Origin of the sequence: Marinobacter sp. RI1 (genome assembly GCF_041155085.1) — a bacterium.
Classification (GTDB): domain Bacteria; phylum Pseudomonadota; class Gammaproteobacteria; order Pseudomonadales; family Oleiphilaceae; genus Marinobacter; species Marinobacter nauticus.
On sequence record NZ_AP031605.1, the window covers coordinates 3,434,865 to 3,460,357 of the forward strand.

Annotated in this window: 29 protein-coding genes; 9 read left to right on the plus strand and 20 right to left on the minus strand. The window is 57.0% G+C overall.

Annotated elements, in window-relative coordinates:
- The first annotated feature begins 59 nt into the window (after positions 1-59).
- Together ACAM27_RS15525 and ACAM27_RS15530 are read left to right on the plus strand one after the other, a co-directional pair.
- The gene (locus tag ACAM27_RS15525; protein WP_011785720.1) at positions 60-254 is read left to right on the plus strand and encodes a type II toxin-antitoxin system VapB family antitoxin; all 195 of its coding nucleotides are present in this window, start codon (positions 60-62) and stop codon (positions 252-254) included.
- Positions 251-652 (plus strand): PIN domain nuclease, encoded by a 402-nt coding sequence (locus ACAM27_RS15530; RefSeq protein WP_011785721.1) that lies wholly within the window; start codon positions 251-253, stop codon positions 650-652. The genes ACAM27_RS15525 and ACAM27_RS15530 overlap by 4 nt, the downstream gene beginning before the upstream one ends.
- Before the next feature lie 20 nt (positions 653-672).
- Here ACAM27_RS15530 and ACAM27_RS15535 read toward each other — a convergent pair whose 3' ends face one another.
- Together ACAM27_RS15535 and ACAM27_RS15540 are read right to left on the minus strand one after the other, a co-directional pair.
- Positions 673-1,344, minus strand: coding sequence for a methyltransferase domain-containing protein (locus ACAM27_RS15535; protein ID WP_222534723.1), 672 nt, complete (start codon positions 1,342-1,344; stop codon positions 673-675).
- Positions 1,328-2,026 (minus strand): hypothetical protein, encoded by a 699-nt coding sequence (locus ACAM27_RS15540; RefSeq protein WP_222534724.1) that lies wholly within the window; start codon positions 2,024-2,026, stop codon positions 1,328-1,330. The genes ACAM27_RS15535 and ACAM27_RS15540 overlap by 17 nt, the downstream gene beginning before the upstream one ends.
- Before the next feature lie 276 nt (positions 2,027-2,302).
- On the opposite strand from ACAM27_RS15540, the gene ACAM27_RS15545 reads away from it, so the two are divergent.
- A complete protein-coding gene (locus tag ACAM27_RS15545) occupies positions 2,303-2,731 on the plus strand; it encodes a site-specific integrase (RefSeq protein ID WP_236042948.1) in 429 nt (142 codons plus the stop codon).
- Positions 2,728-2,868 (plus strand): tyrosine-type recombinase/integrase, encoded by a 141-nt coding sequence (locus ACAM27_RS15550; protein WP_227499572.1) that lies wholly within the window; start codon positions 2,728-2,730, stop codon positions 2,866-2,868. The genes ACAM27_RS15545 and ACAM27_RS15550 overlap by 4 nt, the downstream gene beginning before the upstream one ends.
- Before the next feature lie 250 nt (positions 2,869-3,118).
- Here ACAM27_RS15550 and ACAM27_RS15555 read toward each other — a convergent pair whose 3' ends face one another.
- The 5 genes from ACAM27_RS15555 to rpoE all read right to left on the minus strand — a co-directional run bounded on the left by ACAM27_RS15555 (position 3,119) and on the right by rpoE (position 7,385).
- Positions 3,119-4,567, minus strand: a complete 1,449-nt coding sequence (locus ACAM27_RS15555) for a DegQ family serine endoprotease (RefSeq protein WP_222198101.1) — start codon at positions 4,565-4,567, stop codon at positions 3,119-3,121.
- A gap of 112 nt (positions 4,568-4,679) precedes the next feature.
- Entirely contained in the window at positions 4,680-5,129 is a 450-nt protein-coding gene (locus ACAM27_RS15560) for a SoxR reducing system RseC family protein (RefSeq protein WP_023008837.1), read from the minus strand.
- Positions 5,110-6,168 (minus strand): MucB/RseB C-terminal domain-containing protein, encoded by a 1,059-nt coding sequence (locus tag ACAM27_RS15565; protein ID WP_041654584.1) that lies wholly within the window; start codon positions 6,166-6,168, stop codon positions 5,110-5,112. Before ACAM27_RS15565 ends, ACAM27_RS15560 begins: the two co-directional genes overlap by 20 nt.
- Before the next feature lie 17 nt (positions 6,169-6,185).
- Entirely contained in the window at positions 6,186-6,752 is a 567-nt protein-coding gene (locus ACAM27_RS15570; RefSeq protein WP_141067760.1) for a sigma-E factor negative regulatory protein, read from the minus strand.
- Positions 6,753-6,767: 15 nt separating this feature from the next.
- On the minus strand, positions 6,768-7,385 hold the full coding sequence (gene rpoE, locus ACAM27_RS15575) for an RNA polymerase sigma factor RpoE (protein WP_011785728.1): 618 nt from the start codon (positions 7,383-7,385) through the stop codon (positions 6,768-6,770).
- 208 nt (positions 7,386-7,593) lie between these two features.
- Between rpoE and nadB the strand changes: the two genes are divergently transcribed.
- The 5 genes from nadB (at position 7,594) to ACAM27_RS15600 (ending at position 11,898) form a co-directional block, all read left to right on the plus strand.
- The gene (gene nadB, locus ACAM27_RS15580; protein WP_181800070.1) at positions 7,594-9,201 is read left to right on the plus strand and encodes an L-aspartate oxidase; all 1,608 of its coding nucleotides are present in this window, start codon (positions 7,594-7,596) and stop codon (positions 9,199-9,201) included.
- A 38-nt stretch (positions 9,202-9,239) separates the two neighbouring features.
- The gene (locus tag ACAM27_RS15585; RefSeq protein ID WP_141067759.1) at positions 9,240-9,512 is read left to right on the plus strand and encodes a succinate dehydrogenase assembly factor 2; all 273 of its coding nucleotides are present in this window, start codon (positions 9,240-9,242) and stop codon (positions 9,510-9,512) included.
- Positions 9,496-9,957 (plus strand): hypothetical protein, encoded by a 462-nt coding sequence (locus ACAM27_RS15590; protein ID WP_141067758.1) that lies wholly within the window; start codon positions 9,496-9,498, stop codon positions 9,955-9,957. The genes ACAM27_RS15585 and ACAM27_RS15590 overlap by 17 nt, the downstream gene beginning before the upstream one ends.
- A 26-nt stretch (positions 9,958-9,983) precedes the next feature.
- The gene (locus ACAM27_RS15595; RefSeq protein ID WP_141067757.1) at positions 9,984-10,964 is read left to right on the plus strand and encodes a folate-binding protein YgfZ; all 981 of its coding nucleotides are present in this window, start codon (positions 9,984-9,986) and stop codon (positions 10,962-10,964) included.
- A gap of 100 nt (positions 10,965-11,064) precedes the next feature.
- Entirely contained in the window at positions 11,065-11,898 is an 834-nt protein-coding gene (locus ACAM27_RS15600) for an HDOD domain-containing protein (RefSeq protein ID WP_011785733.1), read from the plus strand.
- Between the two features lie 45 nt (positions 11,899-11,943).
- On the opposite strand, the gene ung is transcribed toward ACAM27_RS15600, so the two are convergent.
- The 13 genes from ung to ffh all read right to left on the minus strand — a co-directional run bounded on the left by ung (position 11,944) and on the right by ffh (position 25,356).
- On the minus strand, positions 11,944-12,675 hold the full coding sequence (gene ung, locus ACAM27_RS15605; protein ID WP_222534725.1) for a uracil-DNA glycosylase: 732 nt from the start codon (positions 12,673-12,675) through the stop codon (positions 11,944-11,946).
- A gap of 4 nt (positions 12,676-12,679) precedes the next feature.
- Positions 12,680-14,215 carry a lysine--tRNA ligase gene (lysS, locus tag ACAM27_RS15610; protein WP_011785735.1) on the minus strand — a complete coding sequence of 512 codons (1,536 nt, stop codon included), beginning with the start codon at positions 14,213-14,215 and terminating at the stop codon, positions 12,680-12,682.
- 52 nt (positions 14,216-14,267) lie between these two features.
- Positions 14,268-15,363, minus strand: a protein-coding gene (gene prfB / locus ACAM27_RS15615; RefSeq protein WP_113879872.1) for a peptide chain release factor 2 whose coding sequence is annotated in 2 segments (ribosomal slippage) — positions 14,268-15,290 and positions 15,292-15,363 — 1,095 coding nt in all. Because the reading frame shifts where the segments join, the coding sequence is not laid out codon by codon here.
- Between the two features lie 86 nt (positions 15,364-15,449).
- A complete protein-coding gene (recJ, locus tag ACAM27_RS15620) occupies positions 15,450-17,183 on the minus strand; it encodes a single-stranded-DNA-specific exonuclease RecJ (RefSeq protein ID WP_222534726.1) in 1,734 nt (577 codons plus the stop codon).
- A gap of 6 nt (positions 17,184-17,189) precedes the next feature.
- The gene (gene thrC / locus ACAM27_RS15625) at positions 17,190-18,590 is read right to left on the minus strand and encodes a threonine synthase (RefSeq protein ID WP_222534727.1); all 1,401 of its coding nucleotides are present in this window, start codon (positions 18,588-18,590) and stop codon (positions 17,190-17,192) included.
- Between the two features lie 11 nt (positions 18,591-18,601).
- Positions 18,602-19,903 (minus strand): homoserine dehydrogenase, encoded by a 1,302-nt coding sequence (locus ACAM27_RS15630; protein ID WP_113879870.1) that lies wholly within the window; start codon positions 19,901-19,903, stop codon positions 18,602-18,604.
- Positions 19,904-20,043: 140 nt separating this feature from the next.
- Positions 20,044-20,778 carry a DsbC family protein gene (locus ACAM27_RS15635; protein WP_121208421.1) on the minus strand — a complete coding sequence of 245 codons (735 nt, stop codon included), beginning with the start codon at positions 20,776-20,778 and terminating at the stop codon, positions 20,044-20,046.
- Positions 20,779-20,861: 83 nt separating this feature from the next.
- Positions 20,862-21,767: a site-specific tyrosine recombinase XerD gene (gene xerD, locus ACAM27_RS15640; RefSeq protein ID WP_369612275.1), complete on the minus strand. Its 906-nt coding sequence runs from the start codon at positions 21,765-21,767 to the stop codon at positions 20,862-20,864.
- Positions 21,768-21,863: 96 nt separating this feature from the next.
- Positions 21,864-22,220: a 50S ribosomal protein L19 gene (rplS, locus tag ACAM27_RS15645; RefSeq protein WP_011785742.1), complete on the minus strand. Its 357-nt coding sequence runs from the start codon at positions 22,218-22,220 to the stop codon at positions 21,864-21,866.
- A 25-nt stretch (positions 22,221-22,245) separates the two neighbouring features.
- Positions 22,246-23,004: a tRNA (guanosine(37)-N1)-methyltransferase TrmD gene (gene trmD / locus ACAM27_RS15650; protein WP_014420741.1), complete on the minus strand. Its 759-nt coding sequence runs from the start codon at positions 23,002-23,004 to the stop codon at positions 22,246-22,248.
- A gap of 3 nt (positions 23,005-23,007) precedes the next feature.
- On the minus strand, positions 23,008-23,535 hold the full coding sequence (gene rimM, locus ACAM27_RS15655) for a ribosome maturation factor RimM (protein ID WP_011785744.1): 528 nt from the start codon (positions 23,533-23,535) through the stop codon (positions 23,008-23,010).
- Between the two features lie 30 nt (positions 23,536-23,565).
- Positions 23,566-23,805 (minus strand): 30S ribosomal protein S16, encoded by a 240-nt coding sequence (rpsP, locus tag ACAM27_RS15660; protein WP_011785745.1) that lies wholly within the window; start codon positions 23,803-23,805, stop codon positions 23,566-23,568.
- A 165-nt stretch (positions 23,806-23,970) separates the two neighbouring features.
- A complete protein-coding gene (gene ffh / locus ACAM27_RS15665; RefSeq protein WP_014420740.1) occupies positions 23,971-25,356 on the minus strand; it encodes a signal recognition particle protein in 1,386 nt (461 codons plus the stop codon).
- Positions 25,357-25,493: the final 137 nt, after the last annotated feature.

The following is a 25,493-nucleotide window of genomic DNA, read 5'->3' on the forward strand; positions in this document are numbered from 1 at the left end:
GTTTCCCCCAAAGTGCTAGATTGTGTATAGAGCTAGATATTTATACACATAGGTGCCATATGAGAACGAACATCGTCATTGACGACCAACTGATGGCCGAAGCCCTCAAAGCTTCCGGCTACGAAACCAAAAAAGAGGCCGTTGAGCAAGGCCTGAAACTTTTGGTCCAGCTTAGCAAGCAGCAGGAAATTCGAAAGCTGCGTGGCAAAATTAAGTGGGAAGGCGACCTGGATGAAATGCGGAGCGCCGGATGATACTGGTGGATACCAGCGTCTGGATCGACTATTTCAACGGAGTCAAGAACCCGCAGACTGACCTGTTGGATGCCTCAATAGTCCAAGGATCCGTCGCTATCGGCGACCTCATATTTCTGGAAATCCTGCAAGGCATCCGCAACGACAAACACTATCGTCAGACCAAACAGAGCCTGCTCTCGCTGGAACAGTATGAAATGTTTGGCAAAGACATGGCACTTGTTTGCGCGGACAATTATCGGGCACTCCGCAAAAAGGGCATCACAATCCGAAAAACTGCCGACGTCATCATCGCGACCTTCTGCATAGAGAAAGAGCTACCACTGCTGTTTCTAGATCGCGACTTTATCCCTTTTGTCGATCACCTTGGACTTGAGCCTGCTCTGAGAGAAACATAACGCCGCCAGCAGAGGCGCAGCTATGCTGCGTCCATTTGCCTGGCCTTGTTAGCATTTTTGGTTAAGTAAGCGAAGGTTCGATCCCCTCTTACAAAAGCTTCGGTAGAAAATCCATGCTTTCTAGAAAGGTTTTCTATAGTGGGCCTATCTATAATTCCGTAATATGAAGACCCTCGTCTGCCTTTGTACAAGTAGCCATGAAGGTGTGGCATACCCGTTTCGAATTTTTTAAAATAGCTACTACGATGCTGGTTTACAATTAAGGCTTTCCCAGAATCAGATAGCAGGCGGTAAATAATTGACATCGTAGCATTTAGCGTTTCTTCACAAGGGATAGCGGAAAGTACGTTGGAGCAGAAAATAAAGTCAAACTGATCTTTAACTTCTTGAATATCTTCAATCGCTACACACCTGCTTAAAGGGTAATTCTTCGCCACATACTCTTGAACAGAACAGCGAATGCCTTTTATTACCTGCATTCGCTCTAGCTGAACTCTTGAATCAACAAAGACAATATTTTGAGATAATCCAAAAAGCAAGTCGCTATAGCGCAATTTCCCACAACCAAAGTCTAGTATTTGCCCAGTCACTACTATCTCTTTTAGTTCTTCTATAACTTGGCTTGAGCCTTGAGTATGTGGCTTCGCAGCATTATGGCTTTTTATGCTATGTCCTTTAATTTTGTAGTGCATCAAACTGTTCCTTTATCTCTCTTTTTCTAGGAGCAGAATCTAGAATCACTTCCACCTCTTGAATTGTGTATTTTGAACATGATCCTTGAAGTACCTTCGAAAAGACGACAAGCCCAAGTCCAAAGTAGAAAACAACCAAGGCGTGTTCAAAAGCTTCCAGATACAAAAGAATGCAGAACACACCAAACACGATGAATGAGGATTCAATAATCATCCAGTACCAAGTCAGCTGATCTAGAACCATTTCTATTAAGTGTTTATCAACAACGGGATTGTCATCTCGACTCGAAGCGTATTTATAGAAAACTTTGGACATCAAACGACCTCGATTTGACATTACAACCTTCTTGTCTAGATCAGACTCGACAGCATCCTTTATTGGTTTTAGAACATACTCCCAGTCATAAAACGCACGAAGCCGAAAAACGTCAGAGATTCTGTCATGTAACTTTATAATCCGAAATAAAACTGCCATTACCAGCGGCGGAACCAGAAATCCTACGGGTATTTTGAAACCTGAAACCGAGACATCGAGAGAGAAGCGAGATGCGATTTCATTTAAAGAGAAAGATTGAGTAGTAATAAAGTAAAACGCAATTATCCCAACAAAGAAGTTGGCGGTCGCAAGTTTATTCAGCATTGCTCCATACGTGTTTACTGTTTTAAAAAAATTTGTAGGCACTCAACCTCCTTTTCGTAATGCTAACAGCTTATTGGTTTGAATTCTTATTAAACCGCAACGCCACCACCCCGCCCAAAACTGAGTCACGGCCCGGATAATCTCGACTTTTCAAACCCTTACCATCCGGCTCCCAAGCGCTTTTCCTGTCTTGCTTCTGTGAAAAGTTTGCAAGCAAGTTATTGTTGCACGTTTCTGCAAGTGAAATCCAAAAGGCCAAAAATTTCCGTCTCTAAATCAATGGGCTACTAGGGTGCTCTGTGAAAAGTGTGCGGCCTTATGCAAATCAAACCGCAGAATTTTTGGCATTCCCGAGGCTTTTTCATTATAACTGTATACATATACAGCACTCAGCCACTGAGGGGCGACTGTGTCAAATTCCCGTTTCTGCAATCGGTTCGCACAGAAATCAGGACGAAGCAGTACAGCTATCGAACAGAGAAAACCTATCTCTACTGGGTCCGCCAGTTCATTCTGTTCAATGACAAGAAGCACCCTGAGGTGATGGGTAATCGCGAAATTGAGCGTTTCCTGAATGATCTCGCCGTAAATCGAGGGGTCAGCCCCGCCACCCAAAACCAGGCACTCTGCGCCATAATTTTCCTTTACAAGAATGTGCTGAAAAGGGAGATCGAAAATCTGCACTACAAGATGTCGAAGACTCCTCGGCGCATACTTTTCGCCACGCTTTTGCCACCGAGCTACTGAGATCGGGAAGTGATATCCGAACGGTCCAGGAAATCCTCGGCCACAGCGATATTCGGACGACTGAAATCTACACCCACATTATTGGCGATCGAAGAGCTGGAACAGTTAGTCCATTTGATCGTTTGCCGGGTTCTTGAGAAATAACCAAGCGCCCAACCAAGGCAGAAAGAGCCGGGGATCTCTGAGGCCATCCGAATGTTCGCTTTTGTTTAAAAAGCGGCTTAATCGTTAATGACAGAAATTCCGGGTCGACTTGGCGGGCACAAAGCATCGAATGGCTTTTATAGTGCTCACCCAAAACGGACAAACTAAGGCTTGAAAACCAAAGCCCCCGAACGTGTCCTGACACGCCGGGGGCCCAATTTTACTTGAAATGTGGTTATCGACTCAGGGCTTCATGACCAGATAGATTGCCCGACCCTGCCTTACAATCCGGACCGAAACCGCCCGGTTTTCCGGCAAGTCGCGGACCACCGACCGGAAGTCCTCCACCGAGCGAATCTGCTGGCGGTTGATCTCGGTAATGATGTCCCTGGCACGAATACCAGCCTCAAAAGCCGGGCCACGATCCACCCCAGCGACTACAACACCGCCTTCCACGCCGACGGAGCGAGCAGTCTCGGGGGCCAGTGGCTCAACGGACAACCCAAGCGGTGCGCCCGCGCTATCGTCGCGGCTACCGGTTGAGGGCTGGGCAGCGTCATCGCCGTCTTCCGGCAACTTGCCAATTTCCACGTCGAGGGTGATTTCATCACCACCGCGCAACACGGTCAGGCGCGCCGATTCACCTACCGGTGTGCGGCCAACCATGGGCGGCAGGTCAGAGGACAACTGAACATCCTCGCCATTGTATTCCAGCACAATGTCACCGGCTTCAAGGCCACCCTGCTCCGCCGGTGAATCCGGCATCACTTCGGCAATCAGCGCGCCACGGGGACGGCGCAGCCCGAAACTCTCGGCCAGATCCCGGTTCACTTCCTGAATGAGCACGCCCAACCAACCCCGGGCGACGGTGCCTTTGTCACGGAGCTGGCGGAAAACGTTCATGGCATCGTCAATCGGAATGGCGAACGACACCCCCATGAAGCCGCCGGAGCGGGTGTAAATCTGGGAGTTGATGCCCACCACTTCGCCTTCCAGGTTGAACAGCGGGCCACCGGAGTTACCGGGGTTAATGGCAACGTCAGTCTGGATAAACGGCACGTAGTTCTCGGATGGCAGCGAGCGGCCCAGAGCACTGACAATGCCCGCCGTCACCGTGTAGTCAAACCCGAATGGCGAGCCGATCGCGAAAACCCATTCGCCGACTTTCAGATCCCGGGAACGTCCAACGCTGACCACCGGCAGGTCTTCACCATTCTCGATTTTGAGAACCGCCATATCCGACCGGGGATCGGTACCCACGATAGTGGCGGAAAACTCGCGGCGGTCATTCAGGCGCACAATCACTTCATCGGCACCCTCAACCACGTGATTGTTTGTCAGTACGTAACCATCCGCTGACACAATAAAGCCGGAGCCCATGCTCCTGCGCGGCTGCTGCGGCCGAGGGGAACCACCAAAAGGAGACTGCGGGCCGCGGAAAAAATCCTGAAGGAAAGGCGGCAACTGCTCCAGTTGCCTTTCATCAAAAGGGAGCCCATGGAAGCCAGAGCTCTGGCTGCCCGGATCCGTCGTGGTACTGATATTCACCACCGCACTGGAGTTATCTTCTACCAGTTCAGTGAAATCCGGCAGGCCTCTGGCTGCGACGCCCTGGCTCCAGAATACCGACACCATGGCAGCCAGCATCAGCAGAACGCCCAGTATGGCTCCGGGCCTGGCCAGGGAAGGCATACGGGCAGCTTCTATATTTTTTTCTGGCATGTAGAACCCCCTGATTTTACTTGCGTTTATAGAGCTATTCTGGGGCTGGGACGTGAATTTTCAACTTAAAAAACGGTAGGGATCATGGACATGTCGAGGATGGAATTGTCTTTACCCTCAACAACCGCGGCTGGTAGCGATCACCGGCCCCGGCCTGCCAACGCTGCACCAGCCAGAACCCGACGCCCAGGCCTGCCACCGCTCCGGCGATGGCGCCCAGGTCTGACCCCGCGGCCCAGTTATGAGCCATCACACTGGCAAGCACCATCAGCACCAACGGCAAACCGTAAATAATCAGCGAGGCATTCAGCAGCGACTGTTCATCCAGCCCGATGACCACTTCATCCCCCACCCGGGCGCCCACGGAATTATCTACCAGCACCTGGTTCGCCCGGCCGCCGGATACCGCAGCCAGGGCTCGCTGCCCGCAGCCCGAGCGGGCCGAGCAACTCTGACAGGCACTGGTTCTTATCGTCTGAACCCAAACCTGATCACCCACCAGGGCCACGACTTTACCGGTTTCCGTGATCATGACCGGACAGCTCAGCTACGAAATCGTCATCCACCTCCACGGCATCTGCCACCTTTCGTGCAGTGCCCGGCGGAATTTCACCAACCACCGCTATCAGGAAGGGGCGATCAGAGACCATGACTTCGCGCATGTAGATGGTGGTTGCCCCGATACGGGAAGCGCCTGTCGGCATTTTCAGCCGCCCGACAGGCTCGACAAATACGGAAAACGCAGCCAGGCCATCGGAGAACGCCACGGCCTTGCCACTGCCCGAACGTGGTGCAGCCGCCGGCACAAAGCCCTCCGGCTGCCAGGACAGAGTCCAGCCATTCATCCGGCCAACCGATGACTCCTGTTTCCGGCCATCGTCCAGGGTACGGCTAATCTCACGACCACGGGTCTGAACCTCGAGTTCCTCGTCGGAAATATCGTCAGTGATCTCAAGATCGGTGAACTGAAAATGCTCCAGTACCTCACCGTTTACATCCCGCACCTGGCTCTTGACCAGTAGCCCCGTCTCTTTTTCCAGCCAGAGGCGGTGGCTGTAGCGATCATCATCCCGGGCCCCGAGCGCCACGATCACCACATCGTAGCCGGCGACCCGGTCTTCACCCGCCAGTTCAGGCAGATACCAGCGGCCAAACGGCATCAACTGACTGGTAAACGCTTCTGCGAACGGGCCGGAAGGAATCACCTCGTCCAGCCGGACCCTGCCCCGGTCAGGCAATACACAGACCACGTTCATGCCTTTACGGACGATTTCACCACTGCCGCCGTCCTGCATCACCAGGCGTTCCTCAACACGCCCGTTCCGGTAACGGTGGGCGATGCGCATGGAATGTACCTGATCGCCCCGGGCATAAACAAAGACCCCGCGGTACGATGTCATGTTGAGTGCAGGGCCAAGCCGCTCCAGCCAGGCCATGGCCGCCGGGGCTTCACCGCTTTTCTTTGTCTCGCTGGCCAACTCGGCCCTCACCGGATTGATCAACAGGCACAGCAGAGCCACAAGAGCGGCAACCGCTCCGAATACCGACCTGCTGGATACCCGGTTATTCATAAACCCATGCTCCCGGTTCAATAGTTACCACTGGCGCTGACCAGGCGGGCGTAACCCACCGAGCCACGACCTGCACCCACGCTGTTGTGCTGGGCATGCTCAAGCAGGTACTGACGCATCTGGCGCAACTGGTCTTCGTCCAGCCGCTGTAGTGCCACTTCCTCAACCGCCGCCGACAGCGTTACCGCAGAGGCTGAAGGCTCGGCACTGCCGCCGGCCAGTGCCTGAACAGGTACTCCGGTGCGGGTATCCCAGCCGGCTCCGGCGCCGAAGCCCACAATCAACGCCATGAACACCATGGCGGCCACCGGCCAGCGCCAGACCGACACCCTGGGCACCTCCACCGGCGACCGGGCCTGTTCTGAGCGAGCATGGCCATCGAGCGCTTCCCTCACCGCGCCGGCAACATCAATACCATCGGCAGGACCGTGCTGCTCGTGCATCAGATCACGTATCTGCTGCCATCGCTGCCACTGGCCGCGCACGTCCTCCTGGTTGCCATGTGACAACAACCGACGAACCGATAGCTCATCGGCCTCGTCATCCATCATCGAAGACAGTGTTTCTCTGAGACGCTCATCCATAGGATGCAACCTCATTCACGTTACTGACTGATCAAGGAGCGGGCCAAGGTGGCGATCCACCGAGTCCCGCGCCCGGAAAATTCTTGAGCGCACGGTACCTATGGGGCACTCCAGTATCCGGGCAATATCTTCATAACTCAGGCCATCGTATTCCCTGAGCAGGAACGCCGACCGCAGTTCCTCCGGCAGGCTGGCAATGGCTTCCGCAAGAGCTTTCTGCAACTGCTCCCTCTGCAGCAACCGCTCCGGCGAGGCCGGGTCACGCAGTCGGCCGCCATCATCAAAGTTTTCCGCATCGGTGACATCCGCCGATCCCTGGGGCCGCCTGCCGCGGGCCTCAAGGAAATTCTTGGCGGTGTTTACGGCAATCCGGTACAACCAGGTGTAAAACGCGCTGTCGCCGCGAAAGCGATCAATCGCGCGGAAGGCTTTGACAAAGGTTTCCTGAGTCAGATCCATGACTTCCTGGCTGTCGTAGACATAGCGGCTGATAATAGACGCGACCCTGGACTGGTATTTCACCACCAGCAGATCGAAGGCCGCACGATCTCCGTTCCGGACCTTGCGAACCAACTGCAGATCCGTCTGGCTGTCGGACTGCTCACCGGGTTTCCAGTCATTTTCAGGCGTCATGGACGAAGCAACAGAAAGTCCTGTTTTGGGAGCCAGTGGTCTGGCCTCGATACGAGTGGCTTGTGTCATTGGGCTGTTCCAGCGTTCGTTCACTAACCCTTGATGCAGACCGCACCCGGCTGACAGGGTTATCCGTTAGCCCAAATAGACAGCAAGCGTAAAGTTTAGTTCAATACACGTCCACATTATGGCCCGCGACCACGACTCAATGCCACAGTCCTACGAATACGATGTTCTGATCATCGGCAGCGGCGCTGCCGGCCTTACAGTTGCGCTGAATCTTCCGGAGCACTTGCGGGTTTGCGTCATCAGCAAAGCCGATATCAGCTCTGGCGCCACCCTCTGGGCCCAGGGAGGCATCGCTGCGGTTCTGGACGATACCGATTCCGTGGAGAATCACATACAGGACACCCTCAACGCGGGCGGCGGTCTGTGCCACGAGGATGCGGTCCGCTTTACCGTGGAACACAGCAAGGAAAGCATCAAATGGCTGATCGACTCCGGCGTGAAGTTCACCAGGCAGGACGATGGCGAGGACTACCACCTCACCCGCGAAGGCGGCCATAGCCATCGCCGGATTATCCACGCCGCCGATGCCACCGGCCACGCGGTTTCCACCACCCTGGCGAGCCAGGCCCAGGCCAGGCCGAATATTCACCTGAAAGCCGGCCGGGTGGCTGTGGACCTGATTACCAACCGCAAGCTTGCGCTTCCCGGCAACCGCTGCGTCGGCGCCTACATCCTGAATCTCGAAGACAATCATGTGGAACTGTTTCGAGCCAGGTTCACCGTCATCGCCACCGGCGGCGCCTCCAAGGCGTATCGCTACACGACCAATCCGGACGGCGCTTCCGGAGATGGAATTGCCATGGCCTGGCGAGCCGGTTGCCGTGTTGCCAATATGGAGTTCAATCAGTTCCACCCCACCTGCCTGTACCACCCGCACGCCAAGTCCTTCCTGATTACCGAGGCGGTTCGGGGCGAAGGTGGCGTGCTCCGGCTGCCGGATGGCAGTCGATTTATGGACCGGTTTGATGAACGGGCGGAACTCGCGCCCCGGGACATTGTTGCCCGGGCGATTGACCATGAGATGAAGCGCCTGGGTGCAGACCACCTGTTCCTGGATATCAGCCATAAGCCGGCCGACTTCATCAAACAGCACTTCCCGACCATTTACGAAAAGTGTCTGAGCTTCGGGATCGACATTACCCGCGAACCCATCCCCGTGGTGCCTGCTGCCCATTATACCTGCGGCGGAATTGTCAGTGATGAACGGGCGCGTACCGACATCAACCAACTCTATGTCGTTGGCGAAGCCGCCTTCACCGGCCTGCACGGCGCCAACCGCATGGCCAGCAACTCGTTGCTGGAATGTCTGGTATATGGCCGGGCCGCGGCTCAGGACATCACCCGCAGGGAGGCTGACATTCCACCACCACCGTCAGCCCCGGACTGGGACGAAAGCCAGGTGCGGGACTCCGACGAAGACGTCATCATCTCCCATAACTGGGACGAACTTCGGCACTTTATGTGGGACTATGTCGGCATCGTCCGAACCACCAAACGCCTGCAGCGGGCGAAACACCGGGTTGATTTGCTGTCCCGTGAAATCGGCGAGTTTTACAGTAACTACCGGGTCTCCAATGACCTGATCGAACTGCGCAACCTGGTCACAGTCTCCGACCTCATCATCTGCTCGGCACTGCAACGCAAGGAAAGCCGAGGCCTGCATTACACACTGGATTATCCGGGCCTGCTGAATGACGCCCAGGATACCGTGCTGGTGCCGACGACTTACCGCACCCCGTCTCCCTGAGACCGGGCCTTACTCCGTTTCCAAAGGCAGAATCCGTTATGTCCGAAACCAATACTTCTCAGGATCACACTGAATTTCATCGCCTGTGGTGGCACAGCCGCCGCGGCATGCTGGAACTGGACGTCCTGCTGCTCCCGTTCCTTGAAGAGGTATACCGGGATCTTTCAGTGGAAGACCAGGCCCGCTACCGCAAGCTGTTGAGTTGCGAGGATACGGACATGTTCGAGTGGTTCATGCAGCGCAGCAAGCCGGAGGACCCGGATCTTCGTCACATCGTTGACATGATCCTGAACCGTGTCCAGCCCGATTGAGCTGAACCTGTCGTCCTCCAGGGCCGCGGGTATTTGCGCCAGCCTGCCCTGGTTGGCGTTGTCTGCCGTACTACTGGCAATCGGCCTGTCCGTCGCCCCGCTGGCACTGGTTTTGTTACCGGTTTCCCTGCTTCTGGGCTGGCAGGACTTCCGGCGTTGTGGCCGGCTCCTTGGAGCCAATGCCATTATCAGCCTGGCAACTGACGATCGGCATCTTCGATGCCAGTTGGCCGATGGCCGGGAAGTTACCACCAGAGTTTGCGGCTGCAGCTCCCTCGGTGCATCCTTTCTGATCTTGAAAGTAGAGTCCGTTGTCACCAGATCAGACACCATGACCGCGATCCTGCTCAGCCCATCCCGGCTATGTCGTGGCAATGTTTCCGAACAGGCATTCCGTCGGCTGCGCATGTGGCTCGTGGCAGGGCCAGCAGCTATTTCACGGTGAACCCCCGATTCCATCCGGAGTTTTCGATGACCAACGCCAATACCGAAACGCCAGCCAATCCCACTTACGAGGGTTGGGCTCATCTGACCGACCGGGTTCTGGCCAGAATCAGCGGGCCGGGTACCGACAAGTTTGTCCAGGGCCAGTTCAGCCAGAGTGTTGACGAAGTCACTGCCGGACAGTCGCTCAGGGCAGCAGCCTGCACCCCGAAGGGCAGAGCCTACTGCATTACCCGACTGGTCCGGGATGGCGAAGACTTGCTACTCAGCCTCGAGCGGGAGACCGCAGAAGACACCGTTCAGCACCTGAACAAGTACCTGATGCTGTTCCGGGGCACATCGCTTGCCGTTCTTGACGCAGGCCGGATCACCGGTCTGCTGGGGATCGAGACCGCCCGACAGGTTGCCGGCGTGGCCACAGACGAACTGACCCGCCCCGGTCAGGTGTTAAGTACCGACAACGGGTACCTGATTCGTGTGGAAGATGACAGCGACCACCTCGCTCGCTTCGAACTCTGGCAAACTGATGCCCAGCCTTCGTTGCCGCCCACCTCCGAACTTTCCATGCCGACCTGGCAGGCCTCGGAGATCAGCGCCGGCGTACCCTGGCTGACCAAGGCAACCCGGGAAGCCTATGTTCCCCAGATGCTCAACCTTCAGCATCTGCAAGGCATTCACTTCAAGAAAGGCTGTTACACCGGACAGGAAGTGATTGCGCGGATGCATTTCCTCGGCCAGTTAAAGAAAAGCCTGTTCCGGGTCGCTTTCTCCGGCACTGATGCCGCCCCGGCACCCGGCACCCGCCTGATCGCCGATGGCAGTGCCGTGGGCGAGGTGGTTAACTCAGTACTGACTGGCGAGCAGCAGGGGGAAATGCTGGCGGTGATCCGACATGACGCGGCCAGCAAGCATCTGGGCGTAGACGGTCATGAGGGCCTGCAACTTGAGGTGCGGCCGATACCCTATCCGGTCCCTGAACGAGAGAAAGCCGAACAGCAGGATACATAAGTTGACAGGAAATACCGGAAAAATTTGCTATAAATTAAAACACATACCGGTTTTATCCCCGTACGCGGGATGCCTCCAGACAAGTGGAACCTAACTGACCATGGCCAATATTGTTGAAACCATCAAGTCTGACCTGACGGCTGCCATTGAAAACGACAAGCTGGTACTTCCAACCCTGCCAGAGGTAGCGCTTCAGGTGCGGGAGATTGCCGAGTCCGAAGACTCTGCCATTGCCGATCTGGTGAAGGTCATCAGCAACGATACGGCGCTCTCGGCGCGTATCATCCGGGTGTGCAATAGCCCGCTGTTTCGCGGCAGTCGCGCCATCGAGAACCTGAACATGGCGGTCAGCCGCCTGGGTATGGCTTACACCAGTAATCTGGCCATGGGGTTGGCGATGGAACAGATGTTCCAGGCCACGTCAGATATGATCGACAAGCGCCTGCGTGCCACCTGGCAGACCAGCACCGAAGTGGCGGGCGTGTGCCATGTTCTGGCGCAACATTACACCCGCCTGAAGGCGGATCAGGCAACGCTGGCTGGCCTGGTGCACCTGATCGGTATTCTGCCGATTCTGCGTTATGTGGAGGATCAGGATATCCAGATCAGCAGCATCATGCTGGACAATGTAATTGATGAGCTGCACCCGCGTATTGGCTCGATGATTCTGAAAAAATGGGATTTTCCGAAGGAACTGCAGAATGTGCCTCTGGAATACGCCAACTTCCAGCGTGAGGTGCCGGCAGCGGATTATGCCGATCTGGTCATGGTGGCCAACCTGCAGCTGGTTGCCGGGAGCGATCACCCCTGGAACGAGATGGACTGGACGAAGATTTCTGCGTTCGATCGGCTGGGACTGGATCCGAATATCGATATGAGCGAGGAAGAGGATCTGAATGCGCAGATGGAAGCAGCTATGGCGCTGCTTCAATAGGTTCCGGCTTTCTTCGGGAGTCTGCCGACCGCCTTCGTCAGCGCGTCACTGTTTATACTTGGCAATCAACGCAGCTTTGCTTGGCAATGCCCAATCAACGGGGGGCCTGCCCTGCCCCCTCAGCCATTCGTTAGCCTTCGAGAAATGCCGGCAACCAAAGAATCCACGGTAGGCACTGAGCGGTGACGGGTGTGGGCCATCCAGAACCAGGTGGCGGTTCCGGTCAATGTGCTGGCCCTTTTTCTTGGCGTAGCTGCCCCACAACAGGAATACCACGTTGTCACGCTCCCGGTTGATGACTTCGATCACCTTGTCGGTAAACCTCTCCCACCCCTTGCCTTGATGGGCGCCGGCATTGCTCTGCTCGACCGTGAGGACACTGTTGAGTAGCAGCACGCCCTGCTCTGCCCAGGGCTGCAGGCAGCCGTGATCCGGTGGCGCAATGCCCAGGTCGGTTTCGATTTCCTTGAAGATATTGACCAGGGACGGTGGTGGCGGAACCTGAGGGCGCACGGAAAAGCACAAACCATGGGCCTGGCCGGGGCCGTGGTAGGGGTCCTGGCCAAGAATCACTACGTTTACGTTCGCCAGCGGTGTGCTGTTGAGGGCATTGAAGCAGTGGGTGCTGGGGGGATACAGAACCTTGCCGGCCTGTTCCTCGGCGGCGAGGAATTCGGCCAGTTGCCGCATGTAGGGCTGGCGGAACTCATCCGCCAGCCACTGGTCCCAGCCGCGGCCGGGCTTCAGTTGTTGAGCCAGTGCCTCGGCAGGGTGCATGGGCTTACTCGCTTTCCGGTTTCTGTTCCGCCTTGTGCTCCGGGCGCATGGCCGGGAACAGGATGACGTCGCGGATGGATGGCGAGTTGGTCAGCAGCATGGCCAGGCGGTCGATGCCGATACCTTCACCGGCGGTAGGCGGCAAACCGTATTCGAGGGCCATGACATAGTCGTCATCGTAGAACATGGCTTCGTCGTCGCCGGCGTCTTTCTCAGCCACCTGGGCCTGGAAGCGTTCGGCCTGGTCTTCGGCATCGTTCAGCTCGGAGAAGCCATTAGCAATCTCCCGACCGCCCACGAAGAACTCAAAGCGCTCGGTCACAAACGGATCGCTGTCTTTGCAGCGGGCCAGAGGCGACACTTCTTTCGGGTACTCGGTGATGAACGTCGGCTGGGTGAGGCGATGCTCGGCGGTGGCTTCGAAGATTTCGATCTGCACCTTGCCCAGGCCCCAGATGTCTTTCACGTGGATACCCAGGTTCTTGGCCACTTCTCGGGCCTGTGCGTCGTCAGCCAGTTGCTCACGGGTGATGTCCGGGTTGTAGCGCAGGATGGCGTCGACCACAGTGAGGCGCTCGAACGGCTTGCCGAAATCGTATTCGATGGTCTCTTCGCTACCGTCTTTCAGTACCCGTGTGTTGATTACAGTGGTGGTACCCAGCACCTTCTGGGTGATGGTACGCAGCATGTCTTCGGTCAGGTCCATCAGGTCGTTGTAATCGGCGTAGGCCTGGTAGAACTCGACCATGGTGAACTCGGGGTTGTGCCGGGTAGACAGCCCTTCGTTGCGGAAGTTACGGTTGATTTCGAACACTCGCTCAAAGCCACCGACCACCAGGCGCTTGAGGAACAGTTCCGGAGCAATGCGCAGATACATATCGATGCCCAGAGCGTTGTGATGGGTCACGAACGGACGGGCGGTGGCGCCACCCGGAATCACCTGCAACATGGGGGTTTCCACCTCCATGAAATCACGCTCGGCGAAGTACTGGCGCATAGCGTTGATGATCTTCGACCGGGCATGGAACACACGGCGGCTGTCCTCGTTCACCATCAGGTCCACGTACCGGTGCCGATAGCGGGCTTCGGTGTCGGTCAGCCCCTTGTGCTTCTCCGGCAGCGGGCGCAGTGACTTGGTCAGCAGTACGTATTCATCCATGGTCACATACAGGTCGCCCTTGCCGGATTTCGACAGAGTGCCACGCACGCCCACGATGTCGCCCATATCCCAGTGCTTGGTGTCTTTCTGGACATCCTTGGAGGCATAGATCTGGATGCGGCCGGTCATGTCCTGAACCACCTTGAACGCCTTGCGGTCGAGCATCATGCGGCCGGCAATGGCCACCTTGATGCCCAGACTTTCCAGCTCTTCCTTGGATTTATCACCGTATTTCGCCTGCAGTTCGGCGGCGGTGGCATCGCGACGGAAGTCATTCGGGAACGGATTGCCCTGCTCGCGCAGCGCAGCCAGTTTGGCGCGGCGCTCGGCAATCAGCTTGTTATCCTCATGCTGTGCGGCGTTCTGGGTCTGTTCAGTCATCTTGGCTCACTAAAGAAGTCGGAATGGTCCGGTTTGGTTTGGATGGCGCCGTCTACAGCGCCATCTTCAGACTGGCTTCAATAAACTTGTCGATGTCACCATCCAACACCGACTGGGTGTTGCTGGTTTCCACCTTGGTGCGCAGGTCTTTGATACGGCTGTCGTCCAGCACGTAGGAACGGATCTGGCTACCCCAGCCGATGTCAGACTTGGAGTCTTCGGCTTTCTGTTTCTCTTCGTTACGCTTCTGCATTTCCAGCTCAAAGAGCTTGGCCTTGAGCTGCTTCATGGCCTGGTCTTTGTTCTGGTGCTGGCTTCGGCCGGCCTGACAGGCCACCACGATGCCCGTGGGGTTGTGTGTCAGTCGCACTGCGGATTCGGTCCGGTTTACGTGCTGACCACCGGCGCCGGAAGCGCGATACACATCGACCCGCAGATCCGCCGGGTTGATCTCGATTTCGAAGCTGTCGTCCACTTCCGGTGATACAAACACGGAAGAGAAAGAGGTATGGCGACGGTTGCCGGAATCAAACGGGGATTTCCTCACCAGGCGGTGTACGCCGGTTTCTGTGCGTAGCCAGCCGTAGGCGTAGTCGCCCTGGATGTGGATGGTGGCACTCTTGATGCCGGCCACTTCACCTTCCTGCAGTTCAACGATTTCGGCCTTGAAGCCACGACGCTCGGCCCAGCGCAGGTACATGCGCAACAGCATGTTGCCCCAGTCCTGGGCTTCAGTACCGCCGGAGCCGGCCTGGATATCCAGGTAGGCGTTGTTGGCGTCCATTTCGCCGGAGAACATGCGGCGGAATTCGAGCTTCTCGAGTTCTTTATCAAGGTTTTCGAGATCGGCTTCGATTTCCTGGACGGTGCCTTCGTCGTCCTCTTCCACCGCCATGTCGAGCAGGCTTTCTGCATCGGCCAGGCCGTTGGTGAGGTTGTCGATGGTTTTAACGATCAGTTCAAGGTCTGAGCGCTCTTTGCCCAATGCCTGGGCCCGCTCGGGATCGTCCCAGACGGTGGGTTGTTCGAGTTCGCGTTCGACTTCGGTCAGGCGTTCACTTCGCTGATCGTAGTCAAAGATACCCCCTCAGCGCTTCAGTGCGCTCGCGAAGCTCTTTGATCTTCGTCACTATGGGATTAATTTCCATGAAACCTTGTCTCGCTTTGGAAAATGGTGCGATAAAAACAGAGGGCGGATTCTACCGGAATTTGCGGGTTAAATCAGCAAGCCTAATCAGCCCAAAGGTTCCAGATAATCCACCAGAAGCTGCAAATTAGTCCGCCCCCGGAACGTATTGGCATCAGGCTTATAAACCACCCGCGCGCCACTCCGGGTAAAGTCCGGCACTTCAGGCCCGGTGTTGAACGCAATACCATCAATAATGCCCCCGCCCTCAACCGGCTGCAGCACGAGCTTCAGATGGTTCTCGCCGACAATGCGTTGGCTCACTACCCGGAATTCGCCGTCAAACACCGGCTCGGGGAAGTGCTGCCCCCAGGGGCCGGCGCGTTTGAGCAGGTAGGCGGTGTCCAGGTTCAGCTCTTCCGGGGCCAGCGGGCCGTCAGTGGTGATGGCGGCTTCGAGGTCTTCCGGTTTCAACGTGTCACGCACGGCCTGGTCGAAGGCGTTGCTGAAACGTTCGAGGTCGTCCCGGGCGATGGTCATGCCGGCGGCCATGGCGTGGCCGCCGTATTTTTTCATCAAGCCCGGATTCTTCGCATCGACCACGGCCAGCGCATCCCGGATGTGCAGGCCGGGGATGGATCGGGCAGAGCCTTTCAGGTGTTCGCCGTCGTCGTCGGGCGCAAAAGCAATGGTGGGGCGATGAGTCTGTTCGCGGATGCGGGCCGCCAGGATGCCGATCACGCCCTGGTGCCAGTCCTGGTCGAACAGGGCCAGCCCCCAGGGCAGGCCATCAATATCGAGGGACATGGAGGCCAACAGGTCCTGGGCCTGGGCTTTCATGTCTTTTTCAATGGTGCGGCGTTCGCGGTTGAAGTTGTCCAGTTCCCGGGCCAGACGCAGCGCTTCGTCGCGACTGTCGGCGAGCAGGCAGGCGATGCCGATACTCATGTCGTCCAGCCTGCCGGCAGCGTTCAGGCGCGGGCCAACCACAAAACCCAGATCGGTGGCGCTGATTTCGGTGTAGTCGCGGCCGGCTACTTCCAGCAGAGCCAGGATGCCCGGTCTGGCTTCGCCTTTGCGGATGCGGCGGATGCCCTGCTCCACAAAGATGCGGTTGTTATGGTCCAGCGGAACCACGTCGGCCACGGTACCCAGGGCCACCAGGTCCAGCAGGCTACCCAGGTTAGGCTCCGGGTCCGGCAGCCGGTTGTTGTCTCGCAGGTGCTTACGCAGCGCCATGAGCACGTAGAACATCACGCCCACTCCCGCCGCATTTTTGCTCAGGAACGGGCAACCGGGTTGATTGGGGTTCACAATGGCATCGGCATCTGGCAGCTCTTCTCCGGCCAGATGGTGGTCGGTGATAACCACTTTGATGCCCAGCTCCCGGGCAGCACGCACGCCTTCGATGGCGGAGATGCCGTTGTCGACGGTCACCAGAAGATCCGGCAAATCCCCGTCTTCCTGCAACCGGTGGATGATGCCGGGTGTCAGGCCGTAGCCATCAGAGAATCGGCTGGGCACCCGGAAATCAATCGCCGCCACACCGAGCATAGACAAACCCAGCATTGCCACCGAAGTACTGGTGGCGCCATCGGCGTCGAAGTCTCCCAACACCATCACCCGCTGTTTCTGCACAATCGCCTCGACCAGCAGTTCAACTGCGCGATCAATACCGCGAAGCTGCATCGGCGACGCCAGGTGTTTCAGGGTGTACTGAAGCTGGTCGTCGGATTGCACACCACGAGCGGCGTACAGACGGCGAAGGATGGGAGGCAGGTTTTGCCCCCAGCCCGTCACATCGGACGGCTGGGGGCGACGCAGGATCTTTTTAGGAGTCATGCCGGATCAGGCGTTCTTCCAATGCTTGGAGATAAAGCCCTGCACCTCGGACACATTGTTATCCAGCACAGTGTAGCGCTCTTCCCGCTCGAACAGATCAGCCATGTGGGCCGGCAATTGCGGCTTCACGCTCAGGCCGGATTCGGCAATCGCATCCGGGAACTTGGCCGGGTGCGCGGTACCCAGGGTGATCATGGGCACGGCAGAGTCGCGGCGGCAGTTGCGGGCAGCGCGTACGCCAATGGCGGTGTGCGGATCCAGCAGATATTCATTCTGCTCGTAGACGTCACGAATCGTTTCACAGGTGGTTTTGTCGTCCACCGCATCGCTGTCGAACAGCTTGCGGGCGTGCTTCCAGCGGTAGTCTTCAATGCTGACCGGGCCTTTGGCTGCGTTTTCCAGCAAGGCTTTGACCGCCGCCCCGTCACGGCCGTGCAGATCAAACAGCAGGCGCTCGAAGTTGCTGGACACCATGATGTCCATGCTCGGCGACAGGGTATGCTCCAGCTGGTGCTGCTCATACTTGTTGCCGCTCATGAAGCGATGCAGGATATCGTTGCGGTTGGTGGCAATCACCAGCTGGCTGATGGGCAGCCCCATTTTCTTGGCCAGGTAGCCGGCGAAAATATCGCCAAAGTTGCCTGTAGGCACAGAGAACGCCATGCTGCGGTCCGGGCCACCCAGAGCGAGAGACGCCTGGAAGTAGTACACGATCTGGGCCATGATCCGGGCCCAGTTGATGGAGTTCACCGCCGCCAGCTGGGTTTTGCCGCCCAGAAAGGACTGATTGCCGAAGCTCTCCTTCACCATGCGCTGACAGTCGTCGAAGTTGCCTTTGACTGCGATGTTATGGATGTTGTCGCCCTGCACCGTAGTCATCTGGCGGCGCTGCACTTCAGACACTCGCTGATGCGGATGCAGGATAAAGATATCCACGTGCTCGCACCGGCGGCAGCCCTCGATGGCAGCAGAACCGGTATCACCGGAGGTGGCCCCCATGATCACAACGTGCTGGTTGCGCTTCTCCAGAACGTAGTCCAGCAAGCGGCCCAGCAGCTGCAGGGCAAAGTCCTTGAACGCCAGTGTCGGGCCACGGAACAGCTCCATCACCCACTCATTGGTGTCCAGCTGCACCAGCGGTGCCACCGCCTGGTGGCTGAACACGCTGTAGGTTTCATCCAGCATCTTGCGGAAGTCGTCCGCCGGGATGGCATCCTCTACGAACGGATACATCACTTTATAGGCCAGCTCCGCATAGGGAAGCCCGCGCCAGCTACGAATTTCTTCCAGGCTGAAGTGCGGCAACGATTCCGGCACATAGAGGCCACCATCGGTGGCCAGCCCGGTCAGAAGAACGTCCTCAAAGCCCAGTGCGGGAGCTTCACCCCGTGTACTGATGTATCTCACGTGCGTACCTGTCAGTTAAAGTTTTCTGCGCGAATACGGACAACCTTGCCATCGATGTCGGCGAGGGATTCCATCTCGTCAATGGCCAGGTTCATCTGGCGCTCCTGAACCGTGTGGGTCAGGATGATGACCGGAATCCGGCCATCCTTGAATTCGGATTCTTTCTGCATGATTGACTCGATGTTGATGCCATGCTCACTCAGAATGGCAGCAATCTTGGCCAACACACCCGGATGGTCAAAGGCCTGGATTCGCAGGTAGTAAGCCGACTGGACATCTTCCATTGGCAGCACCGGCAGGTCTTCCAGGGCGTCCGGCGTAAATCCGAGGTAGGGAATGCGCTGCTGGCTGTTGCTGGCCACCGCGCGGGCGACGTCCACGATGTCTGCGATGACCGCAGATGCTGTAGCCTCATCCCCGGCACCAGGACCGTAATACATAGTCTGGCCAACAGCATCGCCATCCACCAGGACTGCGTTAAGAACGCCATCAACCTGAGCAATCAGATGACTCTGTGGCACCAGAGTCGGATGCACCCGCAGTTCAATACCGTCTTCACGACGACGGGCGATGCCCAGGTGCTTCACCCGGTACCCCAGCAACTCTGCGTGGGAAATATCATATGGAGTAATACCGGAAATTCCCTCGGTAAAACCTTTCTCAAACTGAAGGGGAACGCCGAACCCGGACGCCGCCAGGATGGTCAGTTTGTGAGCGGCATCAATACCTTCCACATCGAACGTCGGATCCGCTTCCGCGTAGCCCAGCGCCTGCGCTTCTTTGAGGACTTCACCAAATTCCCGGCCCGCGCGCATTTCGGTGAGAATGTAATTGCCGGTGCCATTGATAATGCCGGCAATGGTGTCAATGCGGTTGGCGGCCAGGCCCTCACGCACAGACTTGATTACCGGAATGCCGCCGGCAACGCCGGCTTCGTAGGCAACCACAACGCCGGCCTTCTCCGCTGCGTCGAAAATCTCATTACCGTGCACGGCAATCAGGGCCTTGTTGGCAGTCACCACATGCTTGCCGTTGGCAATGGCCGCCAGCACCAGCTCTTTGGCCGCATCGTAGCCACCAATCAGCTCCACCACGATATCAATCGAAGGATCGTTCACCACGTCATAAATGTCGGTACTGAACGGGACATTGCCCAGATCAAGGTCATCGCGGCTATGGCGGCTCGCCACCCGGGCAATCCGGATGTTGCAGCCGGCACGACCCGCAATAATCGCGGCGTTGCGAGTCAGGACATTGAATGTACCGCCGCCTACGGTTCCCAGTCCGCAAATTCCGACATTGACGTCTTTCAAGCTCTCACCTCTGATCCCGATGGGGGTGCTGATGGATTGCAATAAGGGGGCATAGTATACCGATTCAGGGCCGGCTGAATAAGCCCTGAATCGGTCACACTTTCAACAAAGATGACGACTGGCGACGAACACCGACAGGGTCACAGAATACCGAGACCCTCGGCCAGATTTCGGGCCGGCACATAACCCCGCACCATATTGCCGTCTTCCAGCAAAATAGCCGGCGTGCCGGTCACCCCAACCTGGCCGCCGAGCCGATACTGCTCTGCCACCGGGTTCTCACAACTCTTCTGCTCTACCGAACGCCCGGCCTTGGCGGCATCCATAGCGGCCTGCTGATCGTCAGCGCACCAGACCGAGATATATTTATTGAAGGAGGCCGTACCTGGCCCGGAACGGGGAAACGCGTAGTAATTGACGGTAATACCGTACTCATTCAACTGGGGCACTTCATCGTGCAACTTCCGGCAATAGGGGCAATCGATATCGGTAAACACATTAACGACCGCCTTCTCTTTACCCTTGGCCGGATAGGAAATCACGCCCTTGCCACCGTAATCCGCCATCAGGTCCTTACGGGAACCCGCACGGGATTCTTCAGTAACGTTGGCAATGCCGTTTTCGGTGATTTTCAGCAGATCGCCCGTCAGCAGATAGGTGCCGTCTTCCGTGGTGTAGATGGTGTCGCCGTTGTTGCTCTGAACTTCGTACAACCCTTTTGCCTCAGATTCGCGAACAGAGTTCACCTTGAGACCGGGAACCGCCTCGGTCAGCCGCTGGGCAATGCGGTCTTCGGCTTCGCCTGCCTGGGAGGCTGGCGCCCCGACCAGGGTCAGCGCCAGTCCAACGGACACTGCTACTGATTTGATGTTCATGAGCTTGAAACTACCTCTGTCGGTTTGTGTGGTGTCTGCGACACCGGAAAATCGGATTAGTTCAGCCTCCGGAGCGGCCGCAGTCAACCCCTGGGGTGATGGGCCTGATGAAGATCCTGCAATCTTTGCCGCGCAACATGGGTGTAGATCTGGGTGGTCGACAGATCTGAATGCCCCAACAGCATCTGCACCACCCGAAGATCCGCCCCGTGATTGAGCAAATGGGTGGCAAATGCATGCCTGAGCGTATGAGGAGAAAGGTGCTTGGTGATTCCGCAGCGAATCGCATAATGCCGGATTCGATACCAGAAGGCCTGCCGGGTCATGGCGGTGCCACGATTACCCGGAAACAGGGCATCACTGGTTTTGCCTCGCAGCAGCTCGCCCCGGGCCTGCCGCATATACTGTAATAACCAGTCCACAGCTTCCTCACCCAGCGGCACCAAACGCTCCTTGCCGCCCTTGCCCTGAATGCGAACCACGCCCTGCCTCAGGTTGACCTGGTCCACCGTCAGCCCCGTCAACTCGGAAACCCGAAGTCCGCAGCCATAGAGAATCTCCAGCATGGCCCGATCCCGCAATTCTACTGGCTGCTCCGGGTCCGGCTCAGTCAGCAGCGACTCCACGTCGGCCTCGGTCAGGGTATCCGGCAAGCGCCGGGGCAACCTAGGGCTGTCAATCCGCAACGTTGGGTCTTCGGCAATAATGCCTTCACGCAACAGAAAACGATAGAAGCGCCTTACGCCAGACAGGCGGCGGGCCGCCGTGCTGGTTTTCAGGCCGTCGGACAAGCCCCGGGACATCCAGGCCAGAAGGTCTGTGCGTCGTGCGCTGCGCAGGGTTGGCGCCCCAGCTTGCTGCTCCAGCCACCCGGACAAACGGCACAGATCACTGGCATAGGCCTGCCGGGTTTGCTCGCCAAGGCCATCCTCAAGCCAGACCGCGTCACTGAAACGCTCTATCAACTGCTCATCTTCTGGCCTTGGCACAGCACCCTCTTCGATTCCGGAGACATCGCAGGCATTAAACCATAAAAAAAGCAGCCCCTTGAGGCTGCTTTTTGGTACTGAACAGACGAATCTGAATCAGTTAAGCTTTTCCTTGATACGAGCTGCCTTACCAGACAGGTCGCGCAGGTAGTAAAGCTTGGCCTGACGCACGTCACCACGACGCTTCACACTGACGCTGTCTATCAGCTTGGAGTAGGTCTGGAAAGTACGCTCAACGCCCACGCCGTAAGAGATCTTACGAACAGTGAAGGAAGAGTTCATGCCACGGTTACGCTTGCCGATAACCACGCCTTCAAACGCCTGCAGACGCTCACGGTTACCTTCAGTTACGCGAACCTGTACAACCACGGTATCGCCCGGCGCGAACGCAGGGATTTCCTTGGTCATCTGTTCTGCTTCAAGTTGACTGATGATGTTGTTCTTGCCGCTCATCGTAATGCTCCTGATACCCAATCTTTCAATGCCCTGATGACTCAGAGGCACCCGGTTCGTTCAAAATTTCTTCCAGTAACTGACGCTCTTCTTCCGTAAGTTCCCGCTTTTCCAGCAGGTCGGGGCGCCGCTCACTGGTTCGCCTCAACGATTCTTTCAATCGCCAACGCCGGATCTGTTCATGGTGACCGCCCAACAGAACTTCCGGCACCGCCTGACCTTCGTAAACCTCGGGCCGGGTGTAGTGCGGACAATCCAGCAATCCGTCGGCAAAGGAATCCTGCTCTGCCGACTGCGCATGACCCAGCGCTCCGGGGATGAGGCGTGTTACCGCATCAATTACAGCCATCGCTGCCAGCTCGCCACCCGAGAGAACGAAATCCCCAAGGGATACCTCCCGGTCGACCTCTGCCGCAATCAGGCGCTCATCCACACCTTCATAACGACCGGCAACGAGAATCAGCTGCTGCTCGGCGGCGAGTGACTCCACCACCGACTGATCCAGCCTTTCACCCTGCGGCGAAAGATAGACCACACAGGCCTTGCCGGGTGCCGATGCCCTGGCCGCCTGGATTGCGTCCCGCAGAGGCTGAATTTTCATCAGCATCCCAGGACCACCACCATAAGGCCGGTCATCCACCGTGCGATGACGATCGTGGGTGTAATCCCGAGGATTCCAGCTCTGAAAGGTCAACAGACCTTCACGCACTGCCCTCCCGGTAATCCCGTAATCCGTCACCGCAGAAAACATATCCGGGAACAGACTGACTGCGCCAATCCACACCCGTCAGAACTCCGGATCCCAGTCAACCACCATGCGAGAGCCTTTGAGATCCACCTGCTGAACCACTTGATCCGGCAGATAGGGAATCAGACGCTCGCGCTGGTCAATAGAGCCCGCCGTAGCGTGCACCACCAGGACATCATTGGAGCCTGTCTCCAGAAGGTGATGCACCTTACCCAGGCACTCACCTTCTACCGTGAAGACATCCAGACCTTCCAGCTGATGCCAGTAGAACTCCCCTTCGGGCAGTTCCGGCAGTTGCTCGGTGGGAACCCGGATCTCCGCTCCGCAATAGGTGCGGGCTACTTCACGATCATCAATACCTTTAAGCCTGACGACGATCCCCTGCCCCTGGCGGCGACCTTCCTCAAGCCTGATCGGAATACGCTTGCCGTCCAGGAGCAGAGTCCAGTCACGGTAGTTCAGTATTCCGTCTTTCGGGTCTGTGTAAGAGAAGACCTTAAGCCAACCCTTTACCCCGAACACCGAGGTGATCCGGCCGATCACAGTTTCCTGCGAATTCTGCGTCATGCCTTTACAACCCCGGTACCAACAATGCTATTACTGAGCAGCCTTCAGCAGCTGAGCAACACGCTCACTGGCCTGTGCACCCTGGCCCAGCCAGAAATCAACGCGCTCACGATTAACACGCAGACGCTCTTCCTGACCACGGGCAATCGGGTTAAAGAAACCAACACGCTCAATGAAACGGCCGTCACGGGAGTTACGGCTGTCAGTGACTGTCAGATGGTAGAACGGGCGCTTCTTGGAGCCGCCACGAGCCAAACGGATTGTTACCATTTCGACCAATATCCTGTTCTGTTGTACGAACTTTGTACGATTCCCGACACACCGTTTCACGGCTGACGGGAAGACCCATACTCGAAAGGGGCGCTATTCTATGCGAAAAAAGCGCCAATGAAAACAGGGAAACCACCGGTTTCCCCATTTTATATGTAAGGCTTTTTACATACGGCCAAACGGGGGCATGCCACCACCGCCGCCGGGCGGCATCATACCACCCATACCGCGCATCAGGTTAGCCACCCCGCCCTTCTTGCCAAACTTTTTCATCATCTTCTGCATCTGCTTGTGCTGCTTGAGCAGACGGTTCACGTCCTGGATCTGTGTACCAGAACCGGCGGCAATCCGACGCTTGCGAGAGTTATTGATGACATCCGGATAACGGCGCTCTTTTGGCGTCATGGAGCAGATAATGGCTTCCATCTGACCAACCGACTTGTCGTTAACCTGAGCCTGTGCCATCTGGGCCATCTGCCCCATGCCCGGCAACTTGTCCAACAGTCCGCCGATACCGCCCATATTCTTCATTTGCTGGAGCTGGTCGCGGAAGTCTTCCAGATCAAAACCTTTACCCTTCTTGATCTTCTTGGTGAGCTTCTCGGCTTTCTTTCGGTCCAGCTTGCGCTCAGCTTCCTCAATCAGGGAGAGCACATCCCCCATACCAAGGATGCGGGAGGCAACACGATCCGGATAGAAAGGCTCCAGGGCGTCTGACTTTTCACCAATACCCAGGAACTTGATGGGCTTGCCGGTGATATGACGCACGGACAACGCCGCGCCGCCACGGGCATCGCCGTCGGTCTTGGTCAGCACCACGCCGGTCAGCGGTAACGCATCGTTAAATGCCTTGGCGGTATTGGCCGCGTCCTGGCCCGTCATGGCATCAACCACAAACAGGGTTTCAACCGGGTTCACCGCCTTATGCAGGCGACCGATTTCACCCATCATCTGCTCATCCACGTGCAGACGACCCGCGGTATCCAGGATAACCACATCAATGTGCTTGCGGCGGGCAGCCTCGATGGCACCATTGGCAATATCCACCGGGTCCTGCTCGGTGGTGCTGGGGAAGAACTCAACGCCCACCTCACCGGCAAGCGTTTCCAGCTGACGGATGGCCGCCGGCCGATAAATATCGGCACTGACCACCAGCACGGACTTTTTCTCACGCTCTTTCAGGAAACGGGACAGCTTGGCCACCGTCGTGGTTTTACCCGCACCCTGGAGGCCCGCCATCATAATAACCGCGGGCGGACGCGTGGCGAGGTTCAGGGATTCATTGCCCTCCCCCATGACTCGTTCCAGCTCCTGCTGGACAACCTTAACGAAGACCTGGCCCGGGGTCAGGCTGCGCTGAACTTCCTGGCCAATCGCACGCTCACGAACCCCTTCAATAAAGGCCTTGACCACCGGCAGGGCGACATCAGCCTCCAGCAGGGCCATCCTCACTTCACGGAGCGTGTCCTTGATATTGTCGTCAGTCAGGCGCGCCTGGCCCGAGATCTTGCGCAAGCTACCGGATAGCCGGTCCTGGAGATTCTCAAACATGTTGCTCTTCCGTACCCCGGAGAATTTGTTCACACAGATCAAGAAGCCAGGTCGGCCTGCTTGATTCCTGTTGCATAATCGCGACATTATACCCAGACTACGGAGCCTCTGAACAACTCCGCGCCGATTTCACTTCA